Origin of the sequence: Streptomyces aquilus, from assembly GCF_003955715.1 — a bacterium.
In the GTDB taxonomy this organism is placed as follows: Bacteria; Actinomycetota; Actinomycetes; order Streptomycetales; family Streptomycetaceae; genus Streptomyces; species Streptomyces aquilus.
The window spans coordinates 10,110,060-10,128,407 of the sequence record NZ_CP034463.1; the positions used below are offsets into that span (position 1 = coordinate 10,110,060).

At 68.9% G+C, this 18,348-nt stretch carries 17 protein-coding genes and 1 pseudogene; 9 read left to right on the forward strand and 9 right to left on the reverse strand.

Translation table 11 applies throughout. The annotated features are described in order from the left end of the window. Positions 1-191: 191 nt before the first annotated feature. The 3 genes from EJC51_RS49045 to EJC51_RS46195 all read right to left on the reverse strand — a co-directional run bounded on the left by EJC51_RS49045 (position 192) and on the right by EJC51_RS46195 (position 2,956). Positions 192-695 carry a hypothetical protein gene (locus EJC51_RS49045; RefSeq protein WP_244363279.1) on the reverse strand — a complete coding sequence of 168 codons (504 nt, stop codon included), beginning with the start codon at positions 693-695 and terminating at the stop codon, positions 192-194. A gap of 23 nt (positions 696-718) precedes the next feature. Continuing rightward, on the reverse strand, positions 719-2,059 hold the full coding sequence (locus tag EJC51_RS49050) for a NucA/NucB deoxyribonuclease domain-containing protein (protein ID WP_166682984.1): 1,341 nt from the start codon (positions 2,057-2,059) through the stop codon (positions 719-721). A gap of 213 nt (positions 2,060-2,272) precedes the next feature. After that, positions 2,273-2,956: an HNH endonuclease family protein gene (locus tag EJC51_RS46195; protein ID WP_126276591.1), complete on the reverse strand. Its 684-nt coding sequence runs from the start codon at positions 2,954-2,956 to the stop codon at positions 2,273-2,275. Between the two features lie 343 nt (positions 2,957-3,299). Between EJC51_RS46195 and EJC51_RS48090 the strand changes: the two genes are divergently transcribed. After that, positions 3,300-3,860: a GntR family transcriptional regulator gene (locus tag EJC51_RS48090; RefSeq protein WP_166682985.1), complete on the forward strand. Its 561-nt coding sequence runs from the start codon at positions 3,300-3,302 to the stop codon at positions 3,858-3,860. Positions 3,861-4,533: 673 nt separating this feature from the next. Here EJC51_RS48090 and EJC51_RS46205 read toward each other — a convergent pair. Beyond that, positions 4,534-5,058, reverse strand: coding sequence for a hypothetical protein (locus tag EJC51_RS46205; protein ID WP_126276593.1), 525 nt, complete (start codon positions 5,056-5,058; stop codon positions 4,534-4,536). A gap of 804 nt (positions 5,059-5,862) precedes the next feature. Here EJC51_RS46205 and EJC51_RS46210 point away from each other — a divergent pair. Further along, entirely contained in the window at positions 5,863-7,122 is a 1,260-nt protein-coding gene (locus EJC51_RS46210) for a helix-turn-helix domain-containing protein (RefSeq protein WP_126276594.1), read from the forward strand. Between the two features lie 226 nt (positions 7,123-7,348). Continuing rightward, entirely contained in the window at positions 7,349-8,239 is an 891-nt protein-coding gene (locus EJC51_RS46215) for a hypothetical protein (RefSeq protein ID WP_126276595.1), read from the forward strand. A 97-nt stretch (positions 8,240-8,336) separates the two neighbouring features. Here EJC51_RS46215 and EJC51_RS46220 read toward each other — a convergent pair whose 3' ends face one another. Further along, complete coding sequence (locus EJC51_RS46220) at positions 8,337-8,900, reverse strand: hypothetical protein (RefSeq protein WP_126276596.1); 564 nt, start codon at positions 8,898-8,900, stop codon at positions 8,337-8,339. Between the two features lie 922 nt (positions 8,901-9,822). On the opposite strand from EJC51_RS46220, the gene EJC51_RS46235 reads away from it, so the two are divergent. From EJC51_RS46235 to EJC51_RS46245, 4 genes and pseudogenes are all read left to right on the forward strand, one after another. After that, entirely contained in the window at positions 9,823-10,164 is a 342-nt protein-coding gene (locus tag EJC51_RS46235) for a hypothetical protein (protein WP_126276597.1), read from the forward strand. Continuing rightward, the gene (locus EJC51_RS48095) at positions 10,164-10,307 is read left to right on the forward strand and encodes a hypothetical protein (RefSeq protein ID WP_166682785.1); all 144 of its coding nucleotides are present in this window, start codon (positions 10,164-10,166) and stop codon (positions 10,305-10,307) included. Before EJC51_RS46235 ends, EJC51_RS48095 begins: the two co-directional genes overlap by 1 nt. After that, positions 10,286-10,474 (forward strand): annotated as a pseudogene (locus EJC51_RS46240) (type II secretion system F family protein); the annotation flags it as partial. The gene EJC51_RS48095 and the pseudogene EJC51_RS46240, both read left to right, overlap by 22 nt. A 253-nt stretch (positions 10,475-10,727) precedes the next feature. Further along, positions 10,728-11,249 carry a YcxB family protein gene (locus EJC51_RS46245; protein ID WP_126276598.1) on the forward strand — a complete coding sequence of 174 codons (522 nt, stop codon included), beginning with the start codon at positions 10,728-10,730 and terminating at the stop codon, positions 11,247-11,249. Positions 11,250-12,800: 1,551 nt separating this feature from the next. On the opposite strand, the gene EJC51_RS46250 is transcribed toward EJC51_RS46245, so the two are convergent. Next, the gene (locus EJC51_RS46250) at positions 12,801-13,100 is read right to left on the reverse strand and encodes a MarR family transcriptional regulator (RefSeq protein WP_126276599.1); all 300 of its coding nucleotides are present in this window, start codon (positions 13,098-13,100) and stop codon (positions 12,801-12,803) included. A gap of 144 nt (positions 13,101-13,244) precedes the next feature. On the opposite strand from EJC51_RS46250, the gene EJC51_RS46255 reads away from it, so the two are divergent. Then, a complete protein-coding gene (locus EJC51_RS46255) occupies positions 13,245-13,721 on the forward strand; it encodes an ATP-binding protein (protein ID WP_126276600.1) in 477 nt (158 codons plus the stop codon). A gap of 516 nt (positions 13,722-14,237) precedes the next feature. On the opposite strand, the gene EJC51_RS46260 is transcribed toward EJC51_RS46255, so the two are convergent. Next, positions 14,238-16,262, reverse strand: coding sequence for a helix-turn-helix domain-containing protein (locus EJC51_RS46260; protein WP_126276601.1), 2,025 nt, complete (start codon positions 16,260-16,262; stop codon positions 14,238-14,240). 118 nt (positions 16,263-16,380) lie between these two features. Next, on the reverse strand, positions 16,381-16,905 hold the full coding sequence (locus EJC51_RS46265) for a hypothetical protein (RefSeq protein WP_126276602.1): 525 nt from the start codon (positions 16,903-16,905) through the stop codon (positions 16,381-16,383). Between the two features lie 316 nt (positions 16,906-17,221). On the opposite strand from EJC51_RS46265, the gene EJC51_RS46270 reads away from it, so the two are divergent. After that, positions 17,222-17,437 carry a hypothetical protein gene (locus EJC51_RS46270; protein WP_126276603.1) on the forward strand — a complete coding sequence of 72 codons (216 nt, stop codon included), beginning with the start codon at positions 17,222-17,224 and terminating at the stop codon, positions 17,435-17,437. 331 nt (positions 17,438-17,768) lie between these two features. Here the strand turns inward: EJC51_RS46270 and EJC51_RS46275 are convergent, their stop codons facing one another. After that, on the reverse strand, positions 17,769-18,176 hold the full coding sequence (locus tag EJC51_RS46275) for a hypothetical protein (RefSeq protein ID WP_126276604.1): 408 nt from the start codon (positions 18,174-18,176) through the stop codon (positions 17,769-17,771). Between the last annotated feature and the right edge of the window lie 172 nt (positions 18,177-18,348).

Consider the following 18,348-nt stretch of genomic DNA (forward strand, 5'->3'; position numbering starts at 1 on the left):
CCTGCGAGAAAGCGCTGACGGTTCGCGTGAGGGTCTCGAGTGCGGTAACCGGCCGGATTCTGCCCTCTTCTGACTCTGCCCGCTCGCATGGCGAGGCCGTGTGCTCGCGGCACACGGCCTCGCTTGTCTATCTGAGCGCGCCCCTGCCCGTCACACGTCAGACTGTGGCCGGGCAGAGGCATCAACTGCGGTCAGTGCGTGCGCACTGATGCTCCGTAACTGTCGGTCTGGCGGAGCACCGTTACCTCGTGGGCGGGTGCCGGCCAGGCCTGGATGAGGTACCACTCGGTCACCTCGTCGGGTGCCTGGTCGATGGCGGTGTCCCGGCCGCGGGCGTGAATACGCAGCCGGTAGCTGCCAGGGCCGTTGAACGACAGGACGGGGAGTTCCTCGTCCAGATCGTCCATGATGCCGCGGACCATGAGTTCACCGGACGCGGAGTCGGCCGAGATCTCGACGATCTCCTGCCAGTCACCGTCGTCGGGCGCGGGCTCGGTGTCGTGGAGGGTGACCGTGACATCGACGTTGCCAGTGTGGATGCCGGTCATCACGGTGATGGGACCGTCGGTGACGCGGACGAGGCCGTTGTGGCCGCGGTCCAGGTTGGCGCCGGCGGGCCCGTCCTCGTCGCTGATGTCGAACTGGTGGTGCGCAACGGGGACGAGACCGGTCCCCGTTTCGACAGCGTCGCTCATTGTGAAGTCCTCCGCCCTGGCGTCTACTTGATCCACACCAGGAACTTGTCCTTTTCGATGATGCGGTTATACAGGTAGAAGCGGCTCAGAGCCCGGCCGCCGTCCTCGTTCTGCGTCGCGTTGATCATGCGCCGGCTGAAGTCGCCACTGCCGGTCGAGGCGCCTTGCCACGTCGATGCGAAGGGGTACTCGTCGCAGCTCTTGCCCGGAGGCCTCTCCAGGCTCTGCGGGCAGGCCTTGTTCCGGTTGTCCCTCCTCTTGTCTGCGTTGGTGAGGCGGGTCAGGTAGCGCCTGGTGCCGTGCTTGCCGGGAAGGTTCTTGGTGTCCTGCGCGTACTCGATGTGCCGGGCGAGCTCCGGAAACTCCCCGTTCTTCGCGTAGACCATCTCTGGGATGTACGACATGACGCAGCCCGGCTTGGAGGTGCCCGGAGTCGCGTTGTCGCAGCGCACCGGAGGTGTGGGCAGAGACATCTCGGTGCTGGGGCCGGCCCATTTAGGGTTGGTGAACTTCCACTTCGCCGTTGCCTGGCCCTCGCCCTTCTGGCCCTTGGGCGACGTCTTGATGGTGGTGTCCAGGAAGAACTGGCCGACGGCCTCCCTGTCGGCGCCTATGAGCTGGGAAGGGAACTTACTCTCGGTCACCTTGCACTTGCCCGTGCACTTGACGCTGCCGCCCGCGCTGCTGCCCTTAGCCGCTCCCCAGCTGGTTACTTCCAGCAGCTCCACCTGGTACGCCCAGGCCGCGATTGTCCGATTGCTGTAGGCGTAGGCCACGGTGAGGAAGTGCATGCCGCCCATGACTTCCCCGGTTCGGGGGTCCGTCACCGTCAGGTCGGCCGGGAAGACCCCGCACCCCTTGAACCGGATCACGTACCAATTGCCGTTCGCACCGTGGTCGTCACACCAGTCGGGGGTGGGCCAGGCAGTGACCGCGGCCCGCAGCTCGGACACCGGGGCGCTGGCACCCCACACCACGCACGGCACCAAGTCATCGTCTCCGTGCGCCTTTGCGACCAGGATCCGCGCCCGACACGCGGCCCTGTCGTTCTCGGCGGCAGCCAGCGGGTCGGGAGCCGGATCGACACCTTCTTCCGGGGGGCTGTCGTCGGCCAAGACCTCGCCCAGGTCTGACGGGACTTCGTCCTCAGGCACCTCCGGCACCGGCTCGGAGAGCTCGTCGTTCAGTTCCTCCGAGTCTTCGTCCAGGTCTTCCGGCAGCGGAAACCCATCCAAGGCGGCCGCCCCCGTCACCTCTGCGCCTGATGCGATCTCCGACGCGGAAGCGGGCTCATCACTGGCGTGGGCAGCAGTCAGCCCACTGCCCAGCACGCCCAGCGCGGCAGCGCTGGCGACCAGCAGCATTCTCAATCTCAAGTTGTGTCCCCTGTTTTGGTCAAAAAACATGGGCACACCTCATTGGCGTGCCCATGCCTGGTCAACGTCATCCAAACACAGGGGACTGACAGCCAGCCTCGCCCTCGCCACGCCCACGGATGCTCCTGGCCACCGACGAGGGACCCGCCCGCCGGCGGAACGACCCCGAGACAGAGCACCGGCCCTACGGGCGGGACGGCCCTACCTGGCCAGGGTGACGGTGACCGGGACGTTCGGGCAGTGGCTGAGCTGCTCGGTGAGCGCGGCCTTCTCCACCGCGTCTACCGTCTGGCCCCAGCGGGTCTTCACCGCGACCCAGGCGGTGTTGTATGCGCAGGAGTTGCCCGCGTAGGGCGGCTGCCATTCGGCGGGGTCCTTCTTGCCTTTGGCCCGGTTCGAACTGCCGGTTACCGCGATCAGTGCGCGGTCGTCGCCCAGATCGTTGGCGTACGCCTCGCGTTCGGCGGCGCTCCAGGCGAAGGCGCCGCTCTCCCATGCTTCCCCGAGCGGCACCCGATGGTCGATGTCGAGACCGCGCGGACCTTCCACGTAGAGGTTGTCGTACTCGCTGTACCACTCACCGCCGCTCAGCGTGCAGCGCGCACCCTGCTGCGGAGCGACGACGGCCTCGGCCTTGAGGACCTCGGCTCGGGTGTTGCAGCCGTCGCGGTCCGCGTCGATCCAGTGCCTGAACGCCTCACGGCTGTAGTCGCTGGTGTCTTCGGCCCTCACGGGCAGTGCTTCCAGGGCGTCACGGACCGGCAGGGTGACGGTGTCGCCGGGCGCTTTCGCCCGCGGTGGGGCGGCGACTGCGGTGTGGGTGAAGGCGGGAACCAGCAGGAGAGTCAGGGCAATGGCCGGGGCGGCGGTGCGGGCGAGGCGCACGAGATGTCCCTTCGAAGATCACGGTCCGGTTGTGATCTTCGTAGCGGCTGGGAACGCCGCCGTGCTCGGTCAACTGACGAAGCCTCACTCTGAGGGCCGAAAAGTCATATCGGTGGCCAGCAGTGGGCTGGCTCAGGTGGGTGGCGTTCTCTTCGGCGGTGAGGGAGGCGAAGGCCTCCTGAATGATCGTCTGCCGTGCCGGGGAAGGTGGCGGACAAACGTCTGGAAATCCACCGCGTGCAGGCCCGGTCCCGGCAAACCCCGGCAAGTTCGTGGCGCCCGCACTATGCCGCCTATCACGCTGGCCCCTGGCATCGGGCTACCGGGGAACAGAGGTGCGGGCATGACGACGGCGGACAACGTGGTGGCGGACAACGACGTCCAGGCGGTGCGCCGCTGGGTGCGGCTCTCGTGCACCGAGCCGGGCACCCATCTGCCCGCGCTGGCTGAGATCGCCCGGGACCTCCGGCTGCCGGCGGATGTGGTCCGCTGCGCGCTGGAGCAGCTCGCCTCCGAAGGGATGGTGACCCTGTACGAGGGCTACCGGCTCTACAGCGTGGGCACCGCGACACCAACCGAGCGCGCCTACCGGATGCTGCGCACCGCGATCCACTTCAGCTACGAGCCCGGCGAACGGTTCATGACCCGTTTCGACATCGGCCAGCGCTTCGACATCGGCACCAAGGAGGCGGCGGCAGCCGTGCGTCAGCTGACCGCCGAAGGGCTGCTCACCGGACCGCGCGGGCAGTACGTCAACGCCTTCAGCCCCCAGCAGCAGCGCCGACGCGTGAAGCAGCTGCGCGAACGCGCCAGCCAGCTGCGCCGCGAGGCCCTCGAACTGATGAGGACGGCCCGCGAGATCGAGCAGGAGCTTCCCGCCGGCGGCGACGCCCAGGAGACATAGCACGGCGCGGGCGAGCACACAGGCTTTCTACTCGGGGCGCCAGGGACAGGTTCGGCACGTCACCAGCCGCCGCTGCTCAACAAGCGTCCCAGCACTGCCAGTTGAGTGGCGCGGATCACACCGGGTTCCGGCAGATTTATCGCCGGTGGGGCCTCTTCCCGAGCCCAGAAGTAGAGGCTCACGTTCACCAGCGAGAGGAACCACCCAGTGATCATCATCAATCCGACATCTGCGCCGGTCGGTGTGGCGGGCCTGGACTATGCCCAGTGGACCTATCCCGGTTCCCGCGTCACGGTCAGGAACGGCGGGGGAGAGCGAGCCCGACGATCCCCGCCTGGGTCCGGTGCTGGGAGCCCTGGACCCTGAGGAGCGGGAAGTCGTTTTGGCCTGGGCGCATCCAGGGGTGAAGACCTGGACCGATGCCGCTGAGCACGCTCGGGCTGCCGAGCCGGAAGCTTTCGGCGAACGGGTGCGCCGCAAGCTCAGGCGCATCGCCAACCGGCATGCCGAGCGGGCCGGCAACACCGCGCGGACCAGGGCTACCACACCGGACACGCGGGCCTAGAGGGGGCTGCACCGCGATCTCGACACGCTTGCACTGCCGCCTTCAGTCAACTGACGGGGCCTCACCCAGAGGGCCGAAAGTCAGATCAGCGGCCGCCGGTGGGCTGGCTCAGGTGGTGGCGTCCTCTTCGGCGGCGAGGGGGGCGAAGGCCTCCTGCATGATCTCGTTTGCCGCGCCGGGCCGTTCGGCGGTGATGTCGAGCAGGTCGGACAGCAGCCCGATGACGAAGGTGTGGTTGAGAGCCTCGGCGGGCTGGACGGGACCGAACTGGTCGCGCCAGGCGAGGGTGTCCAGGCCCAGGACGGCCGCGGTGAGCACGCCGGAGACCATCGGGGCCTGGGCGGGGTCGGCCATCTCGATGGCGCTCAGTTTCTCGATGACGCCGGGGACGAGGTCGCTGAGCGGGTCGATGCCGCCGGGCTGGTCTGCGTCACGGGTGAGGTAGGAGGCGAGGACGCCGACGAGGAAGACGCTGGCGCGCGCGACCTCCTCGCTGCCGTAGGTGTTGGCGACGTCCTGGACCAGCCGGCGGGTCTGCTCGGGCTCGGCGTCGGTGGTCTGCGGGGTCAGGGTGCGGCTGGATTCCCAGGCGGCGCGCACTGCGGCGCCCACGACAACGGCGTCACGGGTCATGGACAGACCGTAGCGATCTGTGCGGGGCACGGTCATGCATTCGGGTAAATCGGCCGGTATTTCGGACGGTGTTCACCCGGCCCCGTTCGGGCGGTGGACTGCTATACCAGGAAGTGTGCCCGTTACGGATGGGTATGGGAATTTCAGAGAAAATCTGTTCGCGATAGATGACGCACCGGAACCGTTTAGTGGCATACGTCCGGTTTGAAATTCGGCATATGCTGCCCAGATAGGCATAAATAGCCCGCGCGCCCTGTAGTTGGCAGCGCACTTTCCGTGAGGTTAGGGTCACGGGAGCGTGGGCTCCGAGGGGATAGCAGCCCCGTAGACGAAGCCCACGCAATCCATGAAAAACGAGATCCCAGGAGGACTCCATGAGTTCGTCCCCGAACCCCGCAGGACCCAAACCCCCACGTCGGAGGCTGTGTCGTGTTTTCGACACTAACAGGCGTGACGGAATTAGCCAACGTCACGAACGGATGGTTCACATCCCCTTCATCGCAGTCCCTGCACTTCCTGTAATCGTCATCGCTTCGCCAGCCGGGGTGGGGACGGACTCGCTTCTGGCCTCCGCCGGAGCCGCCGTCGCTGCCGGAATCGGGCGCCTGGTGTGGAATTTCATCGTCCACCAGCCGCGGATGGCCTGATCTAGCCGCCGGGGGAACGCGCCAGCGTTCCCCCGGCGCACTACCGGCGAATGGTTCCCGACGAAACGGTTGAACGTAACCGCCGCCGTGACGGAATTCCCGTCACATCGCGAGATGACCTCGGGCACGCGCCCGTTCAGGAAGAGGACCGCACCTCATGCTTTCCATCGGCGTTACCGAGCCGCGGTGCCGGCACTGCGGCACCCCGATGCCACCGCCCACCGCCAAGCGCGGCAGGCCAGCCGACTACTGCGGCCGCCCCTGCCGGCAGGCCGCCTACCGTGAGCGCCAGCGCCAGCGCGGAACCACCGAGCCCGCGGAGACCACCCCCAACACCCTGCCGGACCCGACCCCCGAGCAACTCCAGCTCACCGAGCTCGCCCACGACACACAGGAAGAAATGCGCCACCTGGTGCGACTGCTGTCGAACAGCCAGCACGCATCGGCCGCCGAAATCCTGGAGTACTCGGTCCGGGTCCAGCGCCGCATGGAGGCCGTCACCGCGGGCGTCGTGCTCATGGCCCGGCGCCGGCGCATCCCGTGGGAGGCCCTCGGACAGATCCTGAGCATCAGCCCGGAAACCGCCCGGCACAACTACCACGAGCAGCACGTCCAGCGCCGCCTGGACCAGTACGCCCCCGGACACGCGACCACCCCGCCGCCGGACCCCGAACCGGCGGCCCCGGACGACGACGGCGAGCCCGCCCCCGTGCAGCCGCCGGCCCGCCCGGCCCTGCGGGCCGCCAACCAGCTCGCCCCCATCCTGTCCAAGCTCCAAGTCGCCAGCGGCATCCCGCTGCGCCAGCTCGGACTGCGCACCCAGGTCTCCGCCAGCTACCTCTCCCGCGTGCTGAGCGGCGAGAAGTTCCCCACCTGGGACCTCACCGCGAAGCTCGCCCGCGTCCTGGGCGCCGACTCCGACGTCGTACGCAGGGTGTGGCTGGCCGAACGCGACCGCAACGGCACCCGCACCCGCCAGCCACGCCCTCAACCCCCTTCTCCCGGGCCCGAGTTGGGGTCCTCCCTCCCGGCCGCCCTGCGCACCCTGCACCAGCGCGCCGCCAGCCCCACCCCCTACAGCCTCGCCGCCGCCACCGGACACCTCGTCACCGCCGACGACATCCGAAAGATCCTCCACGGCGAGATGCACGGAACCTGGGACCAGGTCGAAGCCCTCATCCGCGCCCTGGACGGCGAACCGAGCTTCTTCCGGCCGCACTGGAAGGAAGCCCAGCAAGCCACACCGACTCCGCCGTCCCGGCCCGCAGAAACCACCGCCCACCGTCTCGACAAGCTCCTGAGCACCTTCGGCGGCACCTTCCACGACACCCGCACCCTGGAAACCTCACGCACCATCGCCGCCCGGCGCCGCGCCCTGCGCCAACGGCTCACCCACGCAGCCCGCCTCAGCACCTGACACCCCCGGCATGCAACATCCCCCCAGTGCTCCTTGGCCCCAATGGATGGCAGGGCGAACCAGGAGGCGCGGCTGCCCACTGGGCTCAGCGGCGGACAGAGACAGTCACGTTGCCGATCGTGCCGCCGGCGAAGACGGTGGTCCGGCGCCCTTGCGGGTGATACGGACTGGGGCGGCACGGCGCCGCATCCCACCAGGGCCACGGGTCGGGACGGAAGGTGGGGGAGTGGATGTCGACCAGATCGTTGCGGAGCTCTACGGGCTGCCGCCGAAGGAGTTCGTCGCGGCCCGTGACGTTCGCGTTGCCGAGGCCCGCCAGGCGAAAGACCCGGCTGCGGCACGCACGCTCGCCGCGCTGCGGCGCCCGACGACCGCGGCCTGGGCGTCGAACCTGTTCGTCCGCCAACGTCCGAAGGAAGTCGACCGGCTCCTCGCTCTCGGGCAAACGCTCCGAGAGGCTCACCGCATGCTGGATGCCGGCCAGTTCCGCGAGGCGAGCCGGCAGCAACATCAGATGATCGCCGCGCTGGCCCGGGAGACTGCCGGGCTGGCGAAAGCGGCTGGGCTGGCGCTGACCGAGCCGGTCCGGCACGAAGTCGAGCAGATCCTGCACAGCGTCCTGGCCGACCCCGCCATCGCAGACGAGTGGGCCGCCGGCCGGCTCACCAAGGCTCCCGAGGCCACGGTCGGCTTCACCGCTGTCGCCCCCGATACCGTGCCCGCTCACCCGGCAACCGCCTCCTCGGCGGAGAAACGCCCCGCCCGTCAGGACACCGCGCGTCAGGCGCAGTTGGATGCCGCCCGCACGGCCTCACAGGACGCGGTGTCCGAAGCCGGCCGCCGAGAGGAAGCGCTGGCCGAAGCGCAGCAGGCCCAGCAGGCTGCTGACGCCCGCCTCGAACAAGTGCAGGCGCGGGTGGCGGAGTTGGAGGAGCAGCTGCAGAAGGCTCGCAAGGACCAGCGCGAGGCCAGCGCCGCCGCAGGTCTGGCCCGGGACGCGGTCGGGGAGGCTCGCCGTGCCGCCACGAACGCCCGCCGCACCGCGGCCCGCGCATCTGCCAAACTGGCCAAGCTCGGCCAAACCGCGGACGCGAAACAGCGGCCAGAACCGAGCTGACAGCAACACGACGGCTCGCGGTCTACCGTCCGGGGCGAAGGAGGTCGCGGCGGTTGGTGACGAGCGCGCGCCGCCGTGTCCGGGTGGCCTGCTTCGCTTATCGACGAAGTGGGCTTCTGCGCCTATCCATACGGTTGAACCTCACTGCGGATACCGCCTGCATGACAACCGCAAGTCCCACCACTCCCACGGCGGTCCAGCGGCAGATGGCATGGCCCATGGATGCATGGTCCGGCGGGGCCAGCAGTCCTAGGATGCCGAGACCGAGCAGGGACACTCCAATCTCGTAGGCGCGGGCCGACGTCGCGTACCAGTGGCGCCAGACCTGCATGTCGGACGACTGCTGATAGACACGCTGTGGTGTTTCCCCTTCCTCCAGCTCGCCCTCCCATTCCTGGGTATCTGCCCGGCTGTAGAGGTATCGCCGGGCTCGTAGTGCGAGCTGGATTCCTGCGAGCAAGAAGACGGCAGCCGTCGTCAGTGCCAACATCGCCGGCCCCGGCCACCGGAACTGAGGCCCGTCCGCACCTGCCACGCCGATCGTCGCGATCGCAGCACCAGCAAGCAGCGGCGCGGCAACGAACTGCGTCGCCTCTGCGGCCGCCCGCATGCCATGCGGGCCAAGGCTCGCCCATCTCGGCACAAGATCGTCATCTGCCATGCGGTCCCCCTCTGGATGCTCCCGGTTCCTGTCCAATTACCCACGCGGCAGATGAGCGCACCGTATGCGGCAGACGGCGAACGCTGAGTCCTCGGACTGCTCCCGACAGCGCAGTGGAACGCGCTCCGCACTGCTGTTGCTGAGACGGTCGGTGGCAGGCCAGGCAGGACAATGGCCACTCCGACCCGTGATCAAGACCGAGAGAGCGGTGTCGGGGCGGATCAGGGCTCCGGCGGGAGAAAGCGAAGCTCACCACAGCGAGGGCCCTGGCCCCGGTGGCCATCCTTGTCGCCTCGCCAGTGCTGCTGATAGCCGGAGCGCCGATCTGTCGCCGATACCTCCGCTACATCTACCAGGACGCAGCCCCACTGATCCTGGACGAAAAGCAGGGTCGAATCAGCGTCCACTGGTTCGTGGTCACGAGCCCTCTCCTCGAATGGATCGGCTGGCCCACAGAGTCACTCGCTCGACTCATCTCACGCCGAGGTTAAACGACAAGCTAACTGTGGGCGCTGCGATCCTCCAAGGCTGCGCCGATCTGGTGTTCCAGGACTTTAAACACACTTCGACTGCGAAGCCGCGGTCGGGCGCACCTTCAAGGCCGTCTGCGACTCCGGCAAGCCCGTCGGTGTCAACGCCTTCGACCCGGCTGTCGTATCGGCCTACATCCAGGAGGGTGCCTCGTTCGTCCTCGTCGGCGCCGACGTCGCCATGCTCGCCCGAGGCTCCGAAACCCTGGCCGAGCAGTTCATCGACCCGTCCTTCTCGGGCCGTGCCGAGAAATGACGGAGCACCCCTTGTCTCTCCCCCCGCACCTCGACCGTCTCCAGGGCCAAGGCCGTCCCGTGGCCCGCCCCGCCGGCCGCCGCGCGAGGTCGAGGTCGTCGAAGTCAAGCCGCTGACCCCTCGTATGGTGGCGGTGGTGTTCGCTGGCGAGTCCCTCGCCGGCTTCGCCGAGCCTGCCCCCACGGCGCTCTTCGGGTTCCTGCTGGCCGTGCTGCTGGAACGCGACACCACCGTCAACCGGATCGTCCGGATCTTCTCCCTCATCCCGGTGCCGGTTCCGGGATGGCTGGCGGGCCGCGGCGGGCGTCCGGAGGGCTACTGCCACCGGCAGATGATCGACTCCCCGTGCGCTGACACAGAGATTTTGAGTGCCTGTTTGCGATCATCCGTGGACTGCCCGGTGCCGGGGACCGGTGGGGCTCCAGTCGTTGTTCGTGCTCGGCCTGCACCCTGGCCAACCACCGTGATCTGCTGCTGATGGCCGGGCGTCGGCCGCGGCTCGCCGAGCTGTGCGCGTTGGTCGAACGCGCCCAGGTCCGCGCGCTGAGGAAGGAGACGGACGGACCATTGATGTTCGCCAACGCGCTCGGGATGCGGGCATCGGCCAGTTGGAGGCGCTGAGTGAGTGGACGCAGCGCCTGGCCGGTCTGTTGCGGCTGGGCATGGGCCTGGAACAGGCGATGATCACCAGCCGTCAGGGGGCTCCGGACGAGCTCTCCGCGCAGATAATCAACCTGTCCGACCGACTGCGCCTGGGCTGGCGCCCGGATGCAGCGCTGCGTGCCTTCCGCCCGTCCCGTAAAAGAGGTCATCGCCGTGTATGAGGGTCCGTCAGTCCGCGATCTTGCCTCCGATCACCACGCTGTTCTGTCGTGGTCGGCCTGCTGACATCCCCGTTGCGGCTGCGTGTCCCTTGGCTGGAGTGAAGGAGGAAGGGGCAGGCGAGCGCACCCCGGTCCCCGGCCGCGGCCGGGGACCGGGGTGCGCTCGCCCTGATGCGCATGCCAGGGCTCCTAGGGAACGGATGTACGATCCCGCCTCATGGTGATGGACATGGGGCGGGGCGCTGTACAGGACGCCGTTGAGCTGGCCTACGAGCCGACTTCGGCGGACTTCAGGTCGGCCGTGCGGGCACGTTTCCGGGTCGGCCGGCTGGGCCGGCGCAGGCTGTTGGCGGCGGCCATGATCGTCGTCGGTATCGCCCTGAGTATCCCGAGCGGGATGTCCGGCCAGGCCCCGCTGGGCGTGCTGTACTGGTGCGCGGTCCTGGTCGTCGTGTCGCCCCGGCTGCAGGCCCGCAGGTTCACGGTGGTCGCGGAGCTGGACGGTGCGTGCCGGACGGCGGTGACGGACGACGGGGTGACGATCCGTACCGCGCACACCTCGCTGAGCCTGGAGTGGGCGGCCAGGCCCCTGTACCGGGAGACGCGGGAGGTGTTCGTCCTGTTCGGTGACGACGAGGACGCGAGCGGCATGGTCGTGCTGCCGAAGCACGGCCTGCGGGACGCTGCCGACGTCGCCCGGTTGCGGGAGATCCTCGACCGCAACCTCACCCGCGTCTGAGCACGTCGGTGTTGGCATCAGCTCCCGGCACTGGCACAGTCCGCGCAGAGACCCCTTGCCAATGGGACAGCCTGAGCCGCACAGCGTCGCGTAACGCGCCTGCAGCTAGGCCGCGAGGCGGAGCAGGGCGCGCAGCGCCTCCGCCACGGGCGGGGCGAAGGCGTTGAGGAGGTGCGGGTTGAGCTGGGTCGAAAAGGACAGCATCAGCTCGCCCTGGTCCTGGCCGTCCTCGCACAGGGCATGGTCCTCGATGAACAGAACGGTGTCCGGGCCCCAGGCCTTCCGTGGGGTTGTAGACGACCTTGCGATTCCCGGGCCGGGCCTGCTGCTGCTCCAACGCCGCGCGGACCACCGTCGCGCACGGACCATCAAAGAGGTCGGCGAGCCGGGCAACGCTCTGCGGCCCCACCGCAACGCGGAGTTCCGCCGACTCGACCGCGAGCGCCAGGTGAAGTGTCCCTTCCTCCCGCCCTCCCGTCCTCTCGTACGAGCGGGTGTCCCATGGCCGTGACGGTGTGCCAGCCACCGACGGGTGCGATCTTGTGGCGTCCGTCGGTGTCCGGGGCGGTGTTCGCGTAGTCGAGCGTGGCGGCCTTCACCTCTGCCTCGGCGTTCTCCTCGGGCGGCTGGCACTTTGGGCAGAACAGGCCGGCCAGGACGCCCTTGTCGAACTCTGTGTTCCAGCGGTCGGCGTCATCGGCGGCCTTCCACCAGGCGCGGGTGCAGCGGGAGCAGTGCCGCAGAGGCCGGATCTTGTTGCGTGCCATGGCGACCATCCTTGCGGCCCGGCGAGGGACCCGGGCCCGTTGCGGGGAACTGAGGAGTGGTCTTCGGGGGCCGCTCGTTGACGCCACCAGCACGCTCCGGTCGCCTTCCGGTAGCCGGTAAGTACCTGATGCTGTCGGGGGTCTTGCTTGCTTCTCAAGGCCGGGCCCGGGCGGTCCTCCATGTGTGATCTTGACGATTGGGGCGGGCATGGCCCGGTCTTCGGCGGGTACAGGACGGAGGCCGGCCGGGGAGGCGGCGGGACACCTGGGGAGGTCGACCGCTTCCTCCTCGTCCAATTCAGATCCGGCGTGTCACAGCAGGAGCCGGATTCGGTCCGAAGCCGTCAAACGCCGATGGCGGGTGTGGCCGCGGGCTAGCCTGTGGCCAACTGGCTGCCGCGACCGGGCAGTCGGTAGGCACCTCCGTTGCCCCGGTCCCCGGCCTCGGGTGCCGTATCGAGGCCGATGGTCGGTCCCGGGCCGTGGCGGGGAGCAAGGTCCTCCTGATGTCTTTGAGAACGATCGGTTCAGCCTGCGGGGTCGGCGGCGACGCGCCAGGACCGGGGCCGGGAATGTGCTGAGGCGATGCTCACGCTCGCCGCGATCACGCTCATGAACCGGCGGCTCACCCGGCCAGCCATCGGGCCCGACGCGGCGCGGCCCCGCCCGTAATCCGCACTTCAGATCGCCTGAAGTCAGTGCGCGTCGCAGCGCGCGCGGTCACGTGGGAGCGGACCTTTGCCGCTCCGCAGGGTTCACCTGCGGGCTTGTGGAAAAGCCCTGGTCAGGGTCGGCCGTCGTGAGAGGTGAAGACGTCCAGCAGTTCCCGCACGGGCACGTGTGCCTCTGCTGGATGGCGGAGGTTGCCGTCCAGGCACAGAATGTAGCGCGTGCGCCGTCCGTCGCGCTCGCGGCGCAGGTAGGCGGCCTGTTCGAGGTCGGTGAGGATGCTCTGGGCAGTGCGTTCGGTGATGTCACAGACCACGGCGATGTCACGGAGCCGGGCGGCGGGGTCGCGTGCGATGGCGAACAGCACCCGGGCGTGGTTGGTGAGGAAGTGCCACTGCCCGGCCTGGTCGGTCATGATCCGGACCGTCCCTTCAGCTCCGCCCAGGCGGATCAATACCCGAAAGAGATTTCTAGAAACGAGTCTCGCCTATACGGGTACGGTGGTGCTCCGGGGTAGGCGGGGTGGGCAACAGCGGTGCTTCGGAGGTGAGGTGGTTCCATGGACCTTGCTGGTCACAACGAGGGCCCAGAGCCGCTTGTCGACCGTCAGATCGCTGTCTGCGCCGCGTTCGAGGCCAGTGCCGAGATCGCCAAGGCCCGTGACATGGCCCGCGACTTCCTTGAATCCGTGCAAGCCGTGCACGGGCTGCCGGTGTCCGAGCGGGCGATGGACATGGTCCAACTGCTGGTGAGCGAGCTGGTCACCAACGCCCGCAAATACGCGCCCGGACCATGCCTGCTGGACCTGGAAATCAGCGAAGGCGCCGTACAGATCAGCGTGTGGGACAGCAGCACCGCGCTGCCGTCCATCCAGGCAGCCGACCCGGAACGCATCGGCCAGCATGGCCTGGAGATAGCCATGGCGGTCGCCCAGACCTTCTGTGTCCACCGCGAACCGGTGGGTGAACGGATCACTGCCTCCGTCACGCTCGCCGACGACCCCGGCGGCGATCCGGCTGGTCACCAGCCCACCTGACCGCGCCACACGAGACGTGTCCCGAGGCCGCAATCGCATCGACCACCGCGGCGGACGTGCCCTGCGGGCAGGTCCTTGGCCGGTGCTGAGGTGGCTAACGGACCTCTCGCCACACGCCTGCCACCACAGCAGCCGAAACAGTCGCCGCGGCAACGGGCGGCATCACGCGCTCCCGCACCGGCGTCCACCACGTCCAGCCTGCCGCAGGACGGCGCGCCGGAACGTTCCTGTCCTGGCAGGCCGCGGACTCGCGCCGCTGAACGCACCACACACAGTCATCCGCCTCATGCAGCGGGGAATCGAGCCAGTAAGCCCCCGCCAACTCGGCAATCCCTCTGCGGTCCTCGTGCGTCGCTTCCACGTCAAGGGCAACGACGTCCCGCCCTCAAGGGCACGCGCCGCCGGTCCACTGACACGCCGGGTTCAAACAGCGCAGGGCTTCAGGTAAGCGAGCCGGGGTGATGTGGCTACGTCGGCTGATCTTGCGTGACGGATCAGTGGCGGGGGGTGGTGAAGTCAGGGTTCCTCTCCTTCTGCAGGTCCCCCTCCTACGGTGAAGCACCTTCCGTTTGCTGCGCAGTGCACGCTGATGCCGGCCTCGTCAGCCGCGATCTCAGCCTCATATTGGGCCGCCTGCAGGCGGGCCTTGAGGTCGGCAGTCTGCTGACGGTTTCGTTCCTCGAGTTTAATGGCCTGCGCTTCGCTCACCTGTGCGCGGTGCCGCTGGTCCACGGCATCAACCATCGCGGTGACCGTCACCGCGAGCAGCACGGTGAGGGCCACGACCGCGAGCCGTAGCCGTCGTACATGGCGGCGCTCGCGGCGCTGCTCGTGGTCGGTGAGAGCCTGCGAGGCCTTCAGGAAGTCGGCGCCCAGAGTCCCGGCTGTTCCCGGGTGTTGTCCGGCGTGGTCTGCGGCGATGGCCAGGCGGGCGCCCCGGTAGAGGAGGTCGGGGTCGCGGTCGGCAGTGTCCCAGGTCTCGGCGGCATCGGTGAGCTGCTGGCGGATGCGTAGTCCGTCGCGGTCATCGTTGATCCACTGGCTGAGGCGGGGCCATGCCGCCGCCAGTGCTTCGTGGGCGATGGTGACTTCGTCGGCGTCGACGGTGAGCAGACGGGCGCGGGTGAAGGCATCGACGACGGCCCGAACGGCAGTGGGGTGGGGGCTGTGTTCGGTCAGGGGGGACAAAGCGATGCGGCGGCGGGTGGCCTGGCCGTCGTGTCCGAGGTGTACGAGGTGGAGCAGGACGTGCGGGACGGCGTGCGCGGCGTCCGGCGGGAGCGAGGCGTAGGCGCGTTCCGCACTGGCCTCGATGGCGCTGTGGATGCCGCCGGTTTGTCCGTAGCCCTCCACGGTCAGGGTGGTGCCGGTGCGCTGCTGCCAGGTGGCCCGCAGGGCGTGCGCGAGGAGGGGGAGGGCTTCGGCGCTGCAGTCCGTGATGCCGCCGGCCCGGTGCAGGCCCGCGTCCCGGAGGATGACTTCGCTCAGGCCGGGTTGAAGTTCCAGGCCGGCGCGGCGGGCTGGTTCGGTGATGGCGGCGCGCAGGTCGTCCTGGCTCAGCGGTCCGAGCGGCAGGTGACCGGTTGCCATGTGCGCGGCTAGGCCGGGGAGGGCTAGGCAGTGTCCGTAGTAGTCGGCCCGGATACCGAGGACGATCAGTGCCGCCGGGCCGGCGTCGCCGTGTTGGTGCCGTGCGGGTGCGGCCAGGGCGTGCAGTGCGGCCAGGAAGTCCTCACGCTCCTCGTCCTGGTCGCACAGCGTGAAGAGCTCCTCGAACTGATCGATGATCAGGATCGGGCGGCGGGAGCGCGGCGTTTCACCCTCGGTGTCGGGGAACAACGGCGCGGGCAGGGAGGTGGGTTGGTGGGGGAAGCGGTGGCGGCTGCGCAGCAGTGCGCCGAGGACTCGGTCGCCGTGGCGCAGGGCCTTGCGTGCCAGCTGTCGTGACACGCCCGTCGTCTGCTCGAGCGCACCGAGCAGCGCCTCCAGCGGGTGCCGGCCTGGGGTGAAGACCTGCACGGGCCAGTGGCAGGACCCTGGCGCGGGCAGCGCGCCACGCGCGAGTGCCGGCATGAGGCCGGCCTGCAGAAGAGAGGACTTGCCCGCTCCCGAGGGTGCGACGACCGCGGTCAGCCCGCCCTGCCGCAGCATCTGGTCCAGCCGGTCGACCAGTGCCGCAGTGGGCTGTTCACGGCCGAAGAACCAGTCCGCGTCGGCCGGCGCGAAGCTGGTCAAGCCCGGGTAGGGGCACACATCCGCCCGTAGTTCCAGGCCGTGCTGGACCAGACGGGTCAGCTCGCCCCCGGAGTCCAGGGCGCGGTCGCAGGCTCGGGCCACTTCGGCGGTGAGCGGCTTCTCCCCGGTCTCGATCTTGCTGAGGTAGCCCTTGGTGTAGCCGGCCTTTGTGGCCAGGGCATCCAGGGAAAGGGGCTTCGGCGTGTGCTGCGCGCGCAGTGCGCGCAGGCGTCGGCCCAACGACTGGGCTGAATCGGGGTGTTCCGCGCTGCGTGGGGTCGGCGGAACAGGTGCGGGCTGGTTCAACGGTGGTGCTCCTCATCGCCCGGGTTGTTGCGCCCGGGCCCCTGTACGGCTCAACGCGGCATGAGGCCAAGGGATGCGGCCGGGTCGAACGCGGTGCTGCTCGACCCGGCCGCGGGTGTCAGGCGCAGCCTCCGGGGATCCAGCCGAGGTAGTGGCGGTAGTAGTGAACGCTGGAGGCGTGGCCGATGCGGCCGTTGACGCCGGTGGCGTAGAAGCCGCCGCGGCCGTCGGCGATGCCGACGTGCCCGAACTGGCTGATGTTCCAGAAGACGAAGGCGCCCTTGGGCGGGGTACCGGTGGTGTGCTTGGGACCGGAGCGCTTCCAGTGGGCAATCGCGGAGGGGTACTTCGGGGCGCAGCCCCACGCGGTGCGTGCGGCCTTCTCACACCAGCCTTCGTACGCCCGGCTGCCCAGCCGGGCCCGGTACCAGGCGATCGCCCGGTCTGCGCCGCCGGGAACCACCCGCAGCGGCAGCACCGGAACGTGGGCGGGCAGAGCGTCGGGGGCGGTGGCGAGGGAGGCGTCGGCGACGTCGGCGTCGGTGAGCGGGCTGAAGGCCTCGAGGAAGACCTCGGGCGCCGGCTCTCCGGGCGCTTCGTCGGCTGCGCCCAGGCCGTCGTGGGCAGGGGTGAACTCGGTCATGGCATGCCTCCATACGGGTGGAAGGTCGGGGAAGGTGCGGGAACCCGAGGCCGCTGACCGGCCGTCCCGCTGACCACCACGCTGCCCGCCTCCCATGGCCTCGCGCACCGGTTTCCCGCACCACTCAGGCGACAGTGGCACGGGAAACGCCTACTGAGCAGGGAAAACAGCAGCCCAGTAGGGCATGCGGCGCACCGGTCGATGGCCAGTCGTGGCAGTCCCGGCACGCTCTCGGCGGCCGGATCGCATCGGGTCGGTTCAGCCGGCCTCGGGTAAGGCTTCGTCAACTGGCCGTCGCGGTAGGGGAGGACGCGGGGTGGGAATGGCGAGCCGGGGCAAGCGGCAGCGCAGCCGAGACAGAGCCGGGCAGTGGACGGCAGCCGACGCGGCGCGGGAGGCACAGCTACTGCGCGAGCTGGCGGAGCGGCACCTGACCGGTAATCAGCGGGTGCAGATGACGCTCGCCTCCAATCTCAACAACGTCCTGCACGAGCTGCACGCGGTGCTTCTGCACAGCGACCTCATGTGTTGAGCCCGTGGCAGCGTCGCGGAACGGCTCTACGGCAGGCTCAGATATTGATTCGTTCGCCGATTCGGGATCTTGTTAGCGCGCTGCGGTGACACACGGCAGCTTCAGCACTTCTGTTCCCGAGCACGTGGCCGAGGCGATCCGACAGCCACATCACGGAACTACAGCCCGCCGGCCTGAGGTCTTCGACCACGGACGAGAAGATCTGCGCCGCACGGGCTCAGCTCACCGGCGGGCCCGGCACGACAGGTCTGCCCGGCAACGAGTACCTCCGGGCCCTCAGGGGAGTGGGCTGGGTGGCTGATGGGGCCCGGCGATGTTTGCGGCGCAGAGGTCAATGGCCGTAGGGGCCCTGACGGCGCTCGCCTCTGAGGGTGTCGAACATCCACGGGTGTGCGTCGGGCAGCTCGCCGCAGACATCGCAGATGCCGGGACGAAGGAGCACCTCGAAGCAGTTGTGCGCGAAGCTGCCGGGGCCGCCGTAGTCCTCTTGTGCGGCTCTCAGACAGTCCGTGCCGCGCGTACACCGGCCGCAGCAGTCATGACCGAAGATCGTGGGGTTTACCTTCTTGCTGCACCCCATGTGGGTGCACATGTAGTAGCCGCCTGCATGGTTGGTCCACCGGCGGATAGGTGGTTCTGCGTCATCCTCGTCGACTAGGGCGGCCGAGGTCGCTCCGGTCCTCGTGGAGGTGAGGTAGCTGTGGACCACCGCGGCGGCGACGCCACCGATCACGATCACTGCCGCTTTGCCTGCGGGCCTGAGGCTGTTCCACCTGTCAGCGACGCGCCGACGCAGGGGTCTCCTCTCGTCGCTGCCTTCTGGCGGCAGGTCGGGAGGCTGGGGATTACCGCTGGGAGGGCGGGAAGGCGGATCGTCCGGCGCTGACATCTGAGGGGGCGTCCTCTCTGCT